Origin of the sequence: Kosakonia cowanii JCM 10956 = DSM 18146 (assembly GCF_001975225.1) — a bacterium.
Lineage (GTDB): Bacteria > Pseudomonadota > Gammaproteobacteria > Enterobacterales > Enterobacteriaceae > Kosakonia > Kosakonia cowanii.
Genome location: NZ_CP019445.1, coordinates 4,530,011 through 4,545,317, shown reverse-complemented (window position 1 = coordinate 4,545,317; position 15,307 = coordinate 4,530,011). Strand labels below are relative to the sequence as shown.

The following is a 15,307-nucleotide window of genomic DNA, read 5'->3' as shown; positions in this document are numbered from 1 at the left end:
TATGGTCATCTTTCTGACAGGCAATTGCGGCAAGCGTGGAGGTATAAAAGCCGGGTCATCAACACAGGAGAATCCAACATGAAAAAGTCTATCGCTGCGTTAACCCTGGCTGCACTGCTTGCCGCGCCCGCTCTCACCTTCGCGGCCGATAAAAACCCGCTGAGCGTCCATGTGCTGAATCAGCAAACCGGGCTGCCGGCCGCCAATGTTGCGGTGACGCTTGAGCAGAAGCAGGGGGATAACTGGACGGTGCTCAACACCGCCAGCACCAATCAGGACGGGCGCATCAGTGCTCTGTGGCCGGAAAAGCCGTTTGCCGCTGGCGACTATCGGGTGATCTTCAAAACCGGTAAATATTTTGCTGACCAGAAACAGCAAAGCTTCTTCCCGGAAATTCCGGTGGAGTTCCATATCGATAATACAACGTCCACCTATCACGTTCCGCTGCTGCTGAGCCAGTATGGCTACTCCACCTACCGCGGGAGCTAAGGGCAGATGAAACGTCTTATGCTCGCGCTGCTACTAGCAGCAGGACCCGCGACGACGCTGGCTGCGACGCCCGCCACTGTTTATGAGATGACGCAGGCGCTCGCTACGCAGCTGGCAACCGAAGCGTTATCGGTTTGTCATGACATGCATCGTCAGGGCGTGGTGGCGGTGGTCGATCGCGGCGGCAACCTGGTGACGCTGATGCGCGATGACAACGTCGGGCCGCACAATACGCAGGCCGCCTGGCGCAAAGCGTTTACGGCGCTGTCGACCAAAACGCCGACCCGGCAGTTTGCGAAGCAAGCGCAGGCTTCGCCTGAGACCGCCAACCTCAATACGGTGCATGAGTTATTGCTGCTCGGCGGTGGCGTACCGGTGAAGTATCACGGTCAGTGGATCGGTGCTATCGGCATGGCGGGCACCGGCGGCGCGGAGTCCGACGAGCGTTGTGGGATGGAAGCGATCAATAAGGTTGTTGGTCAAAACGAACAGAAGTAAGCACGATCGCAACGGGGAAGAGTTTTTTCCCCGTTTTTAGTCCCTATCGCCTTGTATGGTTGGTGTTTGTCCTTATGGCAGGGACGGCGGATAAATCCGGGGGCAGGACAACTGCTGCCTATTTTTATGAGAACTGTCAGCCTATTGGCGAACTCTTTTTTGTAGAGTGATTTCTGTTTATACAAAGCATTAGCAAAGCAGCACAACACACTGATAACAGTGGAACAAGTAGAGTCATTTTAAACCCTGCCAGTTCCGCCATCAGACCGGCAATCCCATTGCCAGCCATCATGCCTGTGCGCATGGCATTGGAGTGAAATGCTGATGCGAAACCGCTACGTTCTGGCAACGCTTCCTGAATAACAGAAATGCCCAGGCCGACAAAAATACCAAAGAATAATCCGTTAAAAAGTTGCAACACAACCAGTTCGGTCATGTTAGTGGCCAGCTGAAGCAGGCTGTAATAGACGGCTGCAAAGAGAAATCCGACCATAATCAGTGGCTCTTTCCCGGTTTTCTCTGCCAGATGAGCAGCGGCAAGCATAACGGGAATTTCCATTATCGCGGTTGCGCCAAGCAGAAAACCCGGAAACGAAGCGGGTAAATTAAGCTCGTGTACCAGGTACAGCGGCATAATGGTCAGGTACATGTTATTGGATAAATTTGCCAGCATCATTACTGCGCCGAGTGCCCAAATCATACCCGTGACAGGGGCTTTACTGGCTTGAGTTTTTTCTGCTCTGCCTGTAGCGACACTGTTTTTATCCTTCGAAAGCAGCACCTGGCTGGCAAGTAAGGTGCTGGCCGCAAGCAGGGCTGAGGCCAAAAAATTAAAGGTGAAGCCAAATCGGTCGGCGAAGATAAATGCCAGAGCCGGTCCGGCAATCCACACAATTGACACGCCCGAACGCATTTGCGTATTGAGCCGCGTAGCGTTAAGCCCTGCCGTCAGTGAATGCTTTCGGATCATCGACAGGAGTAACGGGATAGACGCATTGCCTGGCCCCATCAAGAAAATACCGATGACCAGAGCCTCGATGGGTTGACGACAGAAACTGAAAGCTAAACCCGCCAGAAAAAGCGACGCAACAGAAATCATGAAAAGTTGCCGGACGGGATGTCCCTTATCTGCAAGCGATCCCATCAACTGGCTGAAAAATAATCCTGAGAGGGCAAACCCCAGGCTGTAGAAGGTGATAAAAATCGGGCTGGCATGTAATCCGTTTATCAAAAAAAGACTCATGACAGGCAAAATGAAGGCATATGAAATGGCGGTCATTACGTTTATAAGGAACAGCCGCCCAGTAATTCCGGAAAAAAAAGCCATAAAGAACAACATCTCCATGTAGGTTAATCTTATTTTTTAACATGGAAATGTCTTAAGAGAGCGCACTATTTCACTTCATATGAGATGTACTGGTTTTTGGGTTGTTAGAGCTTCGTCAGAAGATTTGTGTCCCGCTCCTTAGATATTCTGACTGAAGATCCGCTCTGCGCTCAAAGCGGATCTTCTTTGATTTGTCATCTGCTTTACTTCCCTTCCTTAAATCCTGCACCCGTTGTTTGTGCGGGAAATTTACACCTCTTCTTCCGTGGCACGCCGCGCGTCGTAAAGCTCTTGCGCCTGCTCAATCGCCACACCGTATTGCCTCGCCCAGCTCACCAGTGCCACAAACGGGTCCTGTAGGGAGCGGCCCAGCGGCGTGATGGAGTATTCGACCGCCACCGGTGATGAGGCGATGACGCGGCGGTTAACCAGCCCGTTACGCTCAAGGCGGCGCAGCGCCTCTGTCAGGGCTTTATGGGTGATGGGATCGAGCCGGCGTTTAATGGCGTTAAAGCGCGAGGGTTCGCTGCACAAAACGGTCAGGATCAACACCGACCATTTATTGGCGACCTGTTCAAGGATCGGGCGTGTGCTGTTGATTTCAGCCAGCAGGGCAGGGATATCGGTCGACATAAGGTTACCTTCTCTATATCTGGTGTATATCAGGTGCGTAATTGACGGTAAATATACGAAATGTATCATCAGGCGTCCATCCCACGTTCTGGAGTAGCCATGTTGAAACTTGAAGGTAAGACCGCCCTGGTGACCGGCGGTAACAGCGGTATCGGCCTTGCGATTGCTCAGCGATTTGCGCAAGAGGGCGCCCATGTTTTCATCACCGGTCGACGCGAAGCGCAGCTGGCAGAAGCGGTAACGCTTATTGGCGGTAACGTTGAGGCGATTGCGGGTGATATCACCAATACGCACGATCGTTCTCGCCTGTTTGACACCATTCATGCCAGGGCAGGAAAGCTCGACATCCTCGTTTACTCGTCAGGGGTTTCCGAACCGGCGAGTCTTGAGGAGAGCACGGAAGAGCATATCGACCGCGCTTTTGGCCTCAACGTGCGCGCGATGGTGCTCACGGTGCAGCAGGCCGTCACGCAGATGGGTGAGGGCGGCACTGTCGTGCTGCTCGGCTCGATTGCCGGCAGCATGGCGGTTTCCGGTTACGGCACTTATGCAGCCAGTAAAGCCGCGGTGCGCTCCTATGCGCGAACCTGGACCAGCGAGCTGGCTCCGCGCGGCATCCGGGTCAACACCCTCAGCCCAGGGCCCACGGATACGCCGATGTTCAGCCAGGCGAGCGATGACGTCAGGCAGACGCTGAGCGCGCAGATTCCGGCGAAGCGGCTGGGACATCCCGATGAAGTGGCGGCTGCGGCACTGTTCCTCGCCTCGGACGAAAGCAGTTATGTCAGCGGCGCCGAACTGGTGATTGATGGCGGCATGTCTGCATAAGCGGCGTTTTTAATATCACCCGGCGCTGGCAGTAGCGGCGGCCGGGTGCGTGCTTTACGCGCATAACGAAAGAAAGGCGCCTCATAACAACTCATTGCGTGGTGAATTATTTCAGATGTGACATTGCAGTTCTGAATGAGTGGCACTATAGTAGCAACTTGTACAAGTTTGCATGGGTAAGTTGTACAACTTACCTCGCTACCAGGCTGCCGGCCCAACCATGCGTAATCCGGGCCCATTTAATGAGTGATAAAAATGAATAATCCGACCGCAACACTCCCGCAGACCCTTCAGTCAGTTTTTTCGGTCTTTGAGGCGGAAAAAGAGATCATTGATGAAGTGACACGCGAGCTTCAGGCCGTGAAAGCGACGGTGGCGAATAAAGACATCATGCTGGCGCTGATCGCCCGCGTTGAGACTGAAACGGATGTGATCCGCAAAGATGTCCTGCGTAACGCCCTTGAACTGGTGGTGCTTCGCACGCTGGACGTTTAATGTTTTATCCGCGCCTCTGCTCTGCCAGAGGCGCGGATGCTTCTCAAAAACCTGCGTTATAACTGCGCAAATAGCAGATCCAGAAAAGCACGCACGGCGGGATTCGCGCGGCGGCTCTCGGGCCACAGCACCGTGAGGTTGTGCTTTTCAACGGCAAAATCTGCCAGCACAGGGACAAGCGCACCGCGCTCAACCCATGACGCCGCCATAAAGCTTGCTGCCATTCCAATCCCTGCGCCTGCCGCTACGGTGGTCAGCACACCTTCGCTAGCATCAACGACGATTGCGGCGGGGAGCACTAACTCGATCTCCCGATCCCCTACGTTGAACGGCCAGCGAAACAGCTGCCCGCTGCTTTTATAGCGCAGATTTACCGTCTCATGATCCACCAGTTCATCGGGATGCTGCGGCATGCCGTACTTGTCCAGGTAGTCAGGCGAGGCGTAACAACAGAGACGATAGGGCGAGAGGCGGCGCGACAACAACCGCGAATCGGGCAGATCGCCAATGCGCAGTGCGACATCAATTCCCTCATCTATTACATTTACCCGTTCGTCGCCAAGGCGCAGATCGATGCGTACCTCGGGCTGACGCTGGCGAAACTGCGCCAGCAGGGGCGCGAGCATATAGAGCCCGACCGGCAGCGAGGCGGCAACCCGCACGGTGCCGCTGGGTTCAGCGCGGGCTCTCTTCGCCGCCTGCTCAATCTCTTGTGCATCCTGTAACAGCCGCAGTACCCGCTCATGCAGATCGCGCCCTTCCGGCGTCAGTGCCAGCGAGCGCGTGGTGCGCGTGAAAAGCACCACCCCGAGCTGCTGCTCCAGCCGCTGAATACTTTTACTGACTGCCGAAGGCGAAACTGACAGTGCCCGCGCGGCTGCGGTGTAACTGCCAAGAGATCCGGCGCGAGCGAAAGCAATCAGCCCCGTCAGGCTTTCAAAACCGATTTGTTCTTTCATGGCATAAGTAAAGCGAAAGGCAGGCCCATTATCAACCTGAAGTCGCTGTCATATTCTGCTGCTACTGAATACCAGGCAGAGGAAATAAGATGAGTGCAATGATGAAAGCCGTGCGACTGCACGCATTTGGCGGGCCGGAAGTGTTGCGTTATGAAGAGGCGCACCGTCCAGTGCCGTGTGCTGGCGAGGTGCTGGTGCGGGTGCAGGCGGCGAGCATTAACCCGCCCGATCTCTATCTGCGCGATGGCTACCGCACGTTACCGCCGCAATGGCAGCCTGACTCCGTTTTCCCGCTTATTCCCGGAACCGATATCGCCGGTGTGGTGGAGGCTATTGGTGAGGGTGCGCACGGTTTTCGCGCGGGTGATGAGGTCTATTCCATGGTGAGATTTCCGCAGGATGTGATGAAAGGCAGCGGAGCCTATGCCGAGTACATCGCGGTGCCTGCCGATGAACTGGCGTTAATGCCGCAGGGCATTGATTATTTGCAGGCTGCCGCCGCACCGATGTCACTGCTGACGGCCTGGCAGTTCCTGATCGATCCCGGTCATCATGAGCCTAATCCTTTCCAGCCTTTTCCACATATTCCTGTTTCGCTTAAGGGCAAAACGGTGCTGGTGAATGGCGCTGGCGGCGGCGTGGGGCACCTCGCGGTACAACTTGCCCGCTGGCGGGGCGCGCGGGTGATTGCCGTCGCTTCCGGTAAACATGAGGCGCTGCTGCGAGAACTGGGGGCGAGCGAGTTTATTGATTACACCCGGCATGCCGCAGAAACGGTCGCGCAGCCGGTCGATCTGGTGGCGGATGCCGTGGGTGGCGTAAATATGGAGCGCTTTCTGCCGCTTATCAAACCCGGTGGAACACTCTACCTGGTCAATCCGCTTGGCTTTGCCGGGCAACAAGAGGCTGCTCGACGTGGGATTACGGTCTCCTCGGCCCAGGTTCGCTCCAGCGGTCAGCAGCTTCAGCAAGCAGGCCAACTGCTGGCAAGCGGTGAAGTGCGCGTCGTGACGGACAGCATTTATCCTCTTCGTGACGCTGCCGCCGCGCATCACCGCGCTTCGCAGGGCGGTATTCAGGGCAAGATCATGCTTCGCGTCAACTAAGGGGATTCATATTGCCAGGCGCTTTTATGCTGACAGCGTTCGCCGGGCGCTTTATTGTGAACGCCGATAACTCAGGGCGGCGATGCGGATCCCGCTTTAATAAAAGGAATACCGATGATTACATTGCGCCCCATGCGTGAGGATGAATACCCGGCTTATCTGGACTATTTCATTGCGGACTATGCGCAAGAGATTGCCGCAAACTATCGCCTTTCTGAGGCAGAGGCGCAGGCCAGAGCCACCCGGGAGATCGCTGACGATCTCCCGGAAGGTGTTAATACGCCGGGCCATGTTTTACTCTGCCTGCTGGCGGAGGGCGAGAAGCATGTCGGCTACCTCTGGTATAAACCCGATGCTTCGATGCAAACCGTTTTTATTTATGATTTTCATATCTTCGACGCCTGCCAGGGGCAGGGCCTTGGCAAAGGTGCACTGCGGGCTTTTGAGGATGAGATGCGGGCGAAGGGCGTTGAGCAGATACGCCTTCGCGTGGCGGGTGATAACGCGCGGGCGCGCCATGTTTATGAAGCCATCGGCTTTGGCGTAACCGGCATCAATATGAGTAAGAATTTATAAGGCGAGCAGGAGCCGGTGAGTTAGCCGAAGGCAAAGAAAATCCACGCAAGTGCGTGGATTTTTAGAGAGTAGCTTTTCGTCTATTTAGTCAGGTGCATCAGGCCCTTACGGTGACTATTGACGTTTTAGTTGTCACCTGGTTGGTCGTCACTGAGGAGTCCGCCTTAGCAACTTGCCCTTTGATCACGCAGCGATACTGCCCCGCATCGCCCGAGGCGACGGCATCTTTAGTGTATGTCGCCTTGTTAGCACCGGAGATAGTGCTCCAGCTGGTGCCGTTGGTGGATTTCTGCCACTGATAACTGGCGGCATCATTGGCTTCCACGGTCAGGTTCAGCGTAGCGCCTGCGGCCACAGAAACGGTTGCCGCCGGCTGGGTCTTAATCTGCGGCGTAAAGGCGTAGTAAGGCATCGCATACTCAACGCCGTTGATATTTACCCGCATCCACTGATACGGCCTGGATTGCTCAACCGGTACGCTGGATGAGTCCTGCGCACGGGTGCTGATTGCCGCGACATCACTTTGCGCACCGAAGCCCGCTTTACCGTTGTGCATCGACGCGCGGGGTTCGGCGTCCACGCCGTTCGGTGCTTCAGCCTGCACCTGACCATCCGGCTTAAAGAGGGCCCATTCCCCTTTCTCCTGGCTGGTTTCACCGGTGCCGCGAACGTGCACCGCATACTCCCCAATGGTTGCCGGAAGTTTGATCCACAAGCCCGGCAGCAGCTTGTTGGAATCCTGAGCAATATACTTCACCTCGGTAATGCCCGGCGCACCTTCCATCCAGTAGGTTATGGCCGGAACGTCCGCAGCACCGCGCGCAACGTGAATATGCAGCGTTCCCGCAGAGCGATCGTTATTTACCGGCATCGGACCGCTTCCGCCCAGGCTGTAGTAAGTGCTGCGGCAATCGACTTCAATCTTCCAGTGGGTGCCCGTTTGCGGCATCTGGAACGAACCGATATTCAGCCACAGTTTTTTGCTGTCGATGGTGCCGCGCAGTATGCCGCTCAACCACTTAGCGCGTAGCGGATTGTCCAGATAAGTAATGTTATTTTGAAACAGCGACATGCCCATTTCATAGCCGGAAACCATCGCGGTGATCGCACTGCCGTCCGGGTTTTTCGGGTAGCTGAACCACTTATCGCTGCCAGGCGCGGTGGTGCGGTCATAATTGACGCCGGTCGGGTTTGACCATTGCGACATCACCACGCGTGAGTTAAAGAACACGGCGTCATAAGTGGATGACTCAATGCTCAGCGCCTCAATTAGCCACTGGCCGTTGTTGATATCCATCGGCACCGCGCTGTGCTCAATCCAGCCGTTGCGGATCAGACCCTGGCCGTGACGCGGGATCCAGATTGCCGGGGCATAGCAGTACTGGAAGTTGAATTCAGAAAGCTCAATCGCCGTAGAGTGATCCCAGGAGCCTACTTTGCGGTTACTCCAGCCCACTTTGATCACCGGCCCCGCCACCTTGCTGCAGTAGATCTGGGTAAATTTACTGTCGAGGCTGTCGAGATAGTAAATCGTCGCCTCGCCGGTATTGCTGGCCTTGAAGTAGGAGACGTTAGCAAAGGTGCCGCCCACGCATTCGTTGGTCAGAAACGGCTGCTTGTTGGAGGCAGTATCGTTGAACACCCCAAGCGTAGCGCCAATCAGCAGGTTACTCTTTTTATCCTGCTCGACGGTTTGCTGCCCCTCCCACTCAATGCCATAAATGGAGAAATAACGGTGGTTCAGCGCCAGCACGGCTGAATTCGATTTATCGGAGACAATGCGGGTCGCAATCTGTTTGCCGAAACTGGTGGTCACACCGCGCAGGACAAAGTCGCCCGCGGCAAAGTAACCGCTTGGGTTATAACGCAATTCAGCGTCGTCGGCAGCGATCTTTTTGCCGTAACGGCGCATGTCGAGCGGCTTAATCAGATAGGTACCTGCACCGAAACGGACGCCAACTTTGCTGGAAAGATTGTTGGTTGCGCCACGCGCAAAGGTACCGTTCATAAACTCGTACATCGCTTTGACGGCAGGGGCACAGTCAACGGTGCCGCCCGGTACAGCACCGAAATCGTGAACGGTGAGTGCGTCAATATCCGTATCGCGTCGCCAGTGGTATGCCCCACCGTTGCTGGCGATAAAACCGCCATCGTCACTGCCCGCCACCAGGTTCCCGATAAACCATCCTTCGCCATAATTGATGGAGCGATCGGAGGCTGCCCGCGCATTCCATGAGGTCAGAAAAACACGTTCACCCTCGGTTGCAGGTTTACGTGCACGCAGTGCTGCAAAAGAGGCGACTTCCGTAATGGCGGTGCTGTTTTCATTAGTAGCCATGATATGTGATCTCCTTTAAGTGGTGCTTGATACTGTATTTATATACAGTGTTTTTACTGTACGCCGACACCTCAGGCTTTTCAATAGCGATTTTTACTTTTAAATCAGTTGCATTTTTGTAGTGGTTCGTACTAAGGAAATTGCGCTCCGCTCTTTAAAACATAATTAAAATTAATCTATTTTTCGTTAGGTGAAAGAGGTAAACGAAGCGGGTGTTAACGCTGGAGAGAGGCAGAAACGCGCCAACGGAACCGTGCGCGCGACATAAAAACCGGCAATGTTAGCTCGCCGAAGTGACAATGATTTTGTCACTGAAAGAGCGGGCACTCATAAGGCTGTCTCGTGATAGCTTTTTGCGAAAAGGTCGAGACAGGGAGTGATAAAAAAGAGAATGGGTAGCGAATTTTTATCCCTCGTTAGCTTCAGAGGGTGAGGAAGGAGAAGATAAATGCCTGGCGCAGCGGCATAACGTCCCTGTCCGCCCGCCAGGCTATTCACTCATTTTTCAGCGTAATCAATACGGTATCCACTCCCATCCCGGAGAACGTGGGCAAACCCTGCCTGATTTAAATGCATGCCTGCAATGAGCAGTTTTTCGCTGACCGCTTGTTCCATTATTTTTTTCCGTGTCTCTTCGGCCTGCGCAGGATCGACGTCGAAGAGAATAGAAACAGCCGGTTGTGCTGATTGAATATGTGGGTAATGGACAATATCGCCCCATATTAATAAGCGTTCACTCCCGGAATCGATGCGAAAACCGCTATGCCCGGGGGTATGGCCTGGTAGCCATACTGGAAGAATGTCCTCAGCTATCTTCTCGCCATTGAAAAAACGGACGTTCGGGGCATAGGCATCTAAGGTTTGCCGCGCCAGCAAAAAATTACGCTGCCCGCGCTCATTCGCTATTTCGCGCTTTTTATCATCCCGCCAGTGCTGCGCTTCGAGAGGGTGCAGAATAATTTCAGCGCGTTTGAAAACCGGCTCTTTTTCAGCATTGAGCAGGCCGCCAATATGATCCGGATGGCAGTGCGTTAATAAAACGCTATCGACCTCGTCAGGGCGGACACCCGCTGCGGCAAGATTTGCGGTGAGCTGCCCCGGCGCGCCTGCGCCAGCGTCGACCAGAATAACCCGCCCCCGGCCGCGAATAAGGTAACTGTTTATATGAATATCGCCGGGCTTATCGATGCCGGCACCGCACTGAATAGCATCCGCATCAGCTATTTCAATGCCTGATAACAGTTCCAGACTGGCTGACATTGTGCCGTCACTCAGCGCGGTTATCTGGAAATCGCCAATCTGGCGGAACGGAAAAGGGTGGCTCATCACGACCTCGGGGTCAGTTGCGGGCAAAAAGGTGTTCTGCTTGCGATCCAAAGCAGCGAATACGGGCCGTCAGACCAGAGGCCTGTTGCGTGGCAAGATCCACTTCACGCATAAACTTCTCCATCATTTCGGGGGTTCGCAATGGAGTGAGACGGAAAAATAGCTCGGCATAGACCGGTTGCCCGCAGCCCGGCTTTACATTGATAAATATGATATGCACGTTTTTACGTTCTGCGCCGAGGATGTCACAGCAGAGGGCGCTGCATCTGACGGTTAACGCATCAAGGTTTTGAAACTTGTCAGCGTGGTTTTCAGAAAGATAAAAAGTCAGATTAGGCATGACGTTATGGCGTTCCTTTTTCATTGCTCTGCAACTGCGGTGTAAGGGACTCGTAGAGCCAGACACCGGGCATGTCCGCAAAGGGCGAAGCAACTTCAGCAGGCAAAACATAGGCAACGCGCCGAGCCGGGGTTTTATCCAGCGCCACCGCAGCCATTTCCAGGCCTCGATATCCCAGTTCTGATTCTAAAAAGCCGATTGGCGTTGCGCTCAATAGCAAAATTTCATTGGAAGCGAGGGCTGGCGCAGGGCCGTCACCGGTATAGAGGTTACGGTGCCAGTCAGTAATGCAGGCCTGCCAACGGGAAAAATTACCGCCTCCTTTTAAACGATACTCCTCACTGCTGAGCACATCCGCATCATCGACAGTGTGAATGGCAAGATAAGCCGGGCAGCCAGATTGGAGAGCACGAAAGCGTTGAGAGGTGGTAAAGCCAGTAACAGATATTAATGCGGGTAGCTTTTGCTGGCTGTAAAACGCATTCCATTCAGCCTCGCTTTCAGCATCGGTATACGAGCACTCCACGGTATAGAACATCAGCCCATCTCCACATGAGTCATAAACGCAAGCAAACAGATTTGCTCAATGATTTTTCATCATGCTACAAGCTGGTTTAGCCGCTTAAAATCGATACTATGTCATGCATCAGTGACATTTAGTCATCAAAGGCAACAGCAAGGAGTCTCTTCTATGCGCAGGAAAATACCCAGCAGTGCGTCGCTGCAGGCTTTTGATGCCGCGGCACGGCACGGAAATTTTGCCCGGGCGGCAGAGGAGCTATCGTTAACGGAAGGGGCGATTAGCCGTCAGATTGCGCGCCTTGAAGCGCTGCTGAACTGTAAACTCTTTGACCGTGTGGGAAGCCGGGTAAAGCTTAATCCGCTTGGCGTGCGCTACGCACATCACGTGCGTGAAACCCTCGATCGGCTGGAAAGAGATACGCAATACATAATGGGCATGCCGCAAGGCAGTAAAAGCCTGGATATCGCTGTCCTGCCGACCTTTTCCAGCCGCTGGCTGATCCCCCGCCTGAACAGCTTTAACGCGTTGTTTCCGGATATCACTTTAAATATCGCCGCCAGAACGGATCCTTTTATTTTGCCCGGCAGCGGTTTTGACGCCGTTATTCATTTTGAACACTCCGCGTGGGCAGGCATGCGGATGCAGTTTCTGTTTCAGGAAAATCTGCTGCCGGTTTGCCATCCTGCACTGTTAACCCATGATGACGTCCATCAGCAGTTAAACGCCCTTCCGCGCATTCACCGCCGACAGAATCCCGATGCATGGCATCGCTATGCGCAGGAGAGCGGAATAGACCTCGATAACCCGGCGCAGGGCGCACGCTACGATCTGCATGAAATGGCCATCGCGGCCGTGATGGCGGGGCAGGGCGTCGCGTTGGTTCCGCGTATGTATATCGAGAATGAGTTGCGTTGCGGCACGCTTGTTTCACCGTGGCCTGCATCAGAAAGCCTGAGCAAAAGATTCTGTTTAGTAAAACCGACGGAGACGGGAATCAATGAAGCCGCGCTGGAGAGTTTTGAAGGCTGGTTGCTGGCGGAAATGAATAGGCTCGGCAGCAGCGATTGAGAGTGAACTGTGGCGTTACGTTTGTTGTTTTATTGGTATTAAATGCACTTTATATGTTCTGAGAAGGTTTGTACCACCGAAGACCTGGAGAAGTATATGCAGCAAATTTTTGCTTTTTTTATGTTAATTGTTCCCGTCGCTCTGTTTTGGAGGCTAATGAGATCCTTCTATAAATCATTACGTCATCCGAAAAAAATCATTACGGAGAGCAACGGGCTAAAGAAAATTTCCACGCCACCGTCATTGTTCGGTTTATTCGCATCTCGCACGCTCTATTACTACGATGATGAGTTTTTTTATCAGATTAAGGAAACGGTGAAGCTTAAAGTTCCGCTTGCAAAAATAGTACGGGTGAAGCCGGGCTACATGAGGGTCAATAACAGACGAAACTGGGTGGTGACATGGCAGAGCGATGGCGCGGAAAAACAGGTCAGTTTTTATCACAACATTACCCTCTTCAACCATAATTTCGCTGATTTTTTACGCGCAGTTAAAGAAGCGAATCCGCAGGCAGAAGTGAAAGATATCTCCTCTTCTTCTCTCTGAATAAATATCCGCTTTCTCTGTTCCTGGCGGGCATTACGCCCGCTTTGCTTGAGGCCCGATAGATTATTGCGTTGCAATACCTGGCTCGGTTTTAGCCAGGTATTTCGCCAGCCCTGCCATTACCTCTGGGAAGTCGGCGCTGATGCCTTCGCCGAAAGCCTGCGCGTCCGGGCCTTCTGTGCTGATGGCATAGACCACTCTGCTCTGGTCGCTGCTTAAGGGTTCAATGCGGTGTTCCACAACGACGCGGGTTTGATCCACCCAGGTCTCATCAATAAAGTATTTTCCGTCGCAGACATCCACGAGCTGGCTGCGGATGCTGTCACCGTCCGGCAGCTCCATCGTGAACCAGGTTCCTGTTACAAATGGCCCCTCGGCGTGAATGGCTTTCACGCCTGCATTCCAGCGCTTCCAGTTCGCTGTGTCGGTAAATGCCTGCCATATCGCTTGCGGGCTGCTGTCGATGGTGAGCGTATAGGCGTGATTCCAGACGTTTTCGGCGCTCATATTTTTCTCGTTAGATTTAGGAAGTGAATAGTACCCGCTATACCTATAATCCAGTGCCGCTCACCAGGTCAAACCACCTGTCGCTGTTAGGCGCTATTACTACAAAAATCACCGCAGCGGAGTGAGGCTTTATGCCCGTCACGCTGCTGCGGTGTACGCCATTTATTCAGCAAACTTCAGCAGTGCGTCGCCATCAAGGCGGTAGCGTACCCATTCAGATTGCGGCAGCGCGCCGATGCTCAGGTAAAAATCAATGGCCGGCTGGTTCCAGTCGAGCACGCTCCACTCAAGGCGGCCGCAGCGGCGCTGCACGGCATATTGCGCAATCTGTTTCAGCATCGCTCTGCCCGCGCCCTGGCCGCGATAATCCGGGGAGATATAGAGATCTTCCATATAGATACCGTTGCGGCCAAGCCAGGTGGAGTAGCTGGTGAAGAAGACGGCATAACCGACGGTTTTACCCGCGATTTCACAGATTAACGCTTCGGTATTGCTGCCCGCGCCAAAAAGCGTCTCGCGGATCTCATCGGGGGTGGTGACCACCTCTTGCGGCGCTTTTTCATACACGGCCAGTTCATAAATCATGTCGTAAATAGCGGATGCGTCTTCCGGGCAGGCCGGGCGAATAGTGAGGCTCATCGGTTTTCCTGTTCGTTCAGTCAAGAGGTAAGATTGCTGGCGCTAAGCATAAGGGGTATTGTCTGAAGAATTAAGTGCAATGAAATCACACAATGATGAATATTATGCATCCGGCGCTGCGGCGTCTTGATCTCAATCTGCTGCCGGTTTTTGATGCTGTGTACCGTTACCGCTCGGTGCGCCTTGCGGCTGATGAACTGGCGATGAGCACCTCGGCGCTGAGCCATGCGCTCTCACGGCTGCGGACCGCGCTCAACGATCCGCTCTTTTACCGGGAAGGGCACCGGATGTGCCCCAGCGTCTATGCCACCCAGCTCGCGCCCTCAATCGCCTCGGCGCTGAAATTCCTCAACCAGGAGCTGACGCCGCAACCGGAGTTCTCACCCGCTACGACGACGGAGCGTTTGCAGATCGCCATCACCGACTTCACCGCGTTTTGCATCTTCCCCGCGCTGATGGAGAAACTGCAATACGACGCGCCCGGTCTCGGTTTTGATCTGGTTTACTTGCCGCATAGCCCGGCGCTCACTGAATTACTGGCCGGCGAGATCGATCTGGCGCTGGGCTTCAGCACGCCGGATGAGGTTCGCCATCCGGAGCTGGATGAGATCGACTGGTTCAGGGATGAGTATGTCGTTATCAGCAACAAGAGCCGCTCCGCGCTGACGCTTGAGGATTACCTTGCTGCGCGGCATCTGGTGGTGACGCCGTGGAATGAGAAGCAGGGGGTGATTGATTTACAGCTTGAGCAGATGGGGTACACGCGGCAGATAGCAATCAAAACGCCGTCGATGCTGAGCGCGCCATTTATCGTCGCCCGGAGCGACTTGCTGATGGCGATCCCGCGTTTTGCCGCCGAGAAAGTGATGCCAGCCGTGGATATCACACTCTTTGCCCTACCTTTCGACATCGCGCCGTTTGAAGTGAAGATTTACTCCCATAAACGCAGCGGCAAGCGAGGCGCGACAAGCTGGTTGCAGGCGACGCTGCAAACCCTGGCGCAGGAGATAAAAAGCGGGCGGTGAAACAGGGGGAGGAGAGGACGCCGCCTGGCGATGCGGGCGGCGTCGGAGTCGATTGCCCAGAACGGGTTCATTCTGAGCAGCAGC

18 protein-coding genes are annotated in these 15,307 nt (G+C 54.3%); 9 read left to right on the top strand and 9 right to left on the bottom strand.

Going from position 1 to position 15,307, the window contains the following annotated elements; all coding sequences use genetic code 11:
* Positions 1-78 precede the first annotated feature (78 nt).
* Complete coding sequence (uraH, locus tag BWI95_RS21520) at positions 79-489, top strand: hydroxyisourate hydrolase (RefSeq protein WP_054803833.1); 411 nt, start codon at positions 79-81, stop codon at positions 487-489.
* 6 nt (positions 490-495) lie between these two features.
* Positions 496-987: a GlcG/HbpS family heme-binding protein gene (locus BWI95_RS21515; protein WP_054803832.1), complete on the top strand. Its 492-nt coding sequence runs from the start codon at positions 496-498 to the stop codon at positions 985-987.
* 136 nt (positions 988-1,123) lie between these two features.
* Here the strand turns inward: BWI95_RS21515 and BWI95_RS21510 are convergent, their stop codons facing one another.
* Positions 1,124-2,332: a sugar efflux transporter gene (locus tag BWI95_RS21510; RefSeq protein WP_076770224.1), complete on the bottom strand. Its 1,209-nt coding sequence runs from the start codon at positions 2,330-2,332 to the stop codon at positions 1,124-1,126.
* A 231-nt stretch (positions 2,333-2,563) separates the two neighbouring features.
* Positions 2,564-2,947 (bottom strand): winged helix-turn-helix transcriptional regulator, encoded by a 384-nt coding sequence (locus BWI95_RS21505; RefSeq protein WP_054803828.1) that lies wholly within the window; start codon positions 2,945-2,947, stop codon positions 2,564-2,566.
* A 99-nt stretch (positions 2,948-3,046) separates the two neighbouring features.
* On the opposite strand from BWI95_RS21505, the gene BWI95_RS21500 reads away from it, so the two are divergent.
* Positions 3,047-3,775, top strand: a complete 729-nt coding sequence (locus tag BWI95_RS21500; protein WP_054803827.1) for an SDR family NAD(P)-dependent oxidoreductase — start codon at positions 3,047-3,049, stop codon at positions 3,773-3,775.
* A gap of 255 nt (positions 3,776-4,030) precedes the next feature.
* On the top strand, positions 4,031-4,270 hold the full coding sequence (locus BWI95_RS21495) for a biofilm development regulator YmgB/AriR family protein (RefSeq protein WP_076770223.1): 240 nt from the start codon (positions 4,031-4,033) through the stop codon (positions 4,268-4,270).
* Between the two features lie 56 nt (positions 4,271-4,326).
* On the opposite strand, the gene BWI95_RS21490 is transcribed toward BWI95_RS21495, so the two are convergent.
* On the bottom strand, positions 4,327-5,229 hold the full coding sequence (locus BWI95_RS21490; protein WP_076770222.1) for a LysR family transcriptional regulator: 903 nt from the start codon (positions 5,227-5,229) through the stop codon (positions 4,327-4,329).
* Positions 5,230-5,318: 89 nt separating this feature from the next.
* Here BWI95_RS21490 and BWI95_RS21485 point away from each other — a divergent pair, with 89 nt between their 5' ends.
* Positions 5,319-6,335, top strand: a complete 1,017-nt coding sequence (locus BWI95_RS21485; RefSeq protein WP_076770221.1) for an NADP-dependent oxidoreductase — start codon at positions 5,319-5,321, stop codon at positions 6,333-6,335.
* Between the two features lie 114 nt (positions 6,336-6,449).
* Positions 6,450-6,911 (top strand): GNAT family N-acetyltransferase, encoded by a 462-nt coding sequence (locus BWI95_RS21480; protein ID WP_054803826.1) that lies wholly within the window; start codon positions 6,450-6,452, stop codon positions 6,909-6,911.
* A 97-nt stretch (positions 6,912-7,008) separates the two neighbouring features.
* Here the strand turns inward: BWI95_RS21480 and BWI95_RS23840 are convergent, their stop codons facing one another.
* From BWI95_RS23840 to BWI95_RS21460, 4 genes are all read right to left on the bottom strand, one after another.
* Positions 7,009-9,249, bottom strand: coding sequence for an immunoglobulin domain-containing protein (locus BWI95_RS23840; RefSeq protein WP_076770220.1), 2,241 nt, complete (start codon positions 9,247-9,249; stop codon positions 7,009-7,011).
* A 498-nt stretch (positions 9,250-9,747) separates the two neighbouring features.
* Complete coding sequence (locus BWI95_RS21470; protein ID WP_076770351.1) at positions 9,748-10,575, bottom strand: MBL fold metallo-hydrolase; 828 nt, start codon at positions 10,573-10,575, stop codon at positions 9,748-9,750.
* A gap of 13 nt (positions 10,576-10,588) precedes the next feature.
* On the bottom strand, positions 10,589-10,915 hold the full coding sequence (locus tag BWI95_RS21465; RefSeq protein WP_054803823.1) for a hypothetical protein: 327 nt from the start codon (positions 10,913-10,915) through the stop codon (positions 10,589-10,591).
* A 4-nt stretch (positions 10,916-10,919) separates the two neighbouring features.
* Positions 10,920-11,453 (bottom strand): hypothetical protein, encoded by a 534-nt coding sequence (locus BWI95_RS21460; protein WP_054803822.1) that lies wholly within the window; start codon positions 11,451-11,453, stop codon positions 10,920-10,922.
* A gap of 153 nt (positions 11,454-11,606) precedes the next feature.
* On the opposite strand from BWI95_RS21460, the gene BWI95_RS21455 reads away from it, so the two are divergent.
* Together BWI95_RS21455 and BWI95_RS21450 are read left to right on the top strand one after the other, a co-directional pair.
* On the top strand, positions 11,607-12,506 hold the full coding sequence (locus BWI95_RS21455) for a LysR substrate-binding domain-containing protein (RefSeq protein ID WP_054803821.1): 900 nt from the start codon (positions 11,607-11,609) through the stop codon (positions 12,504-12,506).
* A gap of 96 nt (positions 12,507-12,602) precedes the next feature.
* Positions 12,603-13,052: a hypothetical protein gene (locus BWI95_RS21450; protein WP_076770219.1), complete on the top strand. Its 450-nt coding sequence runs from the start codon at positions 12,603-12,605 to the stop codon at positions 13,050-13,052.
* Between the two features lie 63 nt (positions 13,053-13,115).
* On the opposite strand, the gene BWI95_RS21445 is transcribed toward BWI95_RS21450, so the two are convergent.
* A complete protein-coding gene (locus BWI95_RS21445; protein ID WP_054803820.1) occupies positions 13,116-13,559 on the bottom strand; it encodes an SRPBCC family protein in 444 nt (147 codons plus the stop codon).
* 162 nt (positions 13,560-13,721) lie between these two features.
* Positions 13,722-14,198: a GNAT family N-acetyltransferase gene (locus BWI95_RS21440; RefSeq protein WP_042716233.1), complete on the bottom strand. Its 477-nt coding sequence runs from the start codon at positions 14,196-14,198 to the stop codon at positions 13,722-13,724.
* A gap of 92 nt (positions 14,199-14,290) precedes the next feature.
* Between BWI95_RS21440 and BWI95_RS21435 the strand changes: the two genes are divergently transcribed.
* A complete protein-coding gene (locus BWI95_RS21435) occupies positions 14,291-15,223 on the top strand; it encodes a LysR family transcriptional regulator (protein ID WP_054803819.1) in 933 nt (310 codons plus the stop codon).
* The last annotated feature ends 84 nt before the right edge of the window (positions 15,224-15,307 follow it).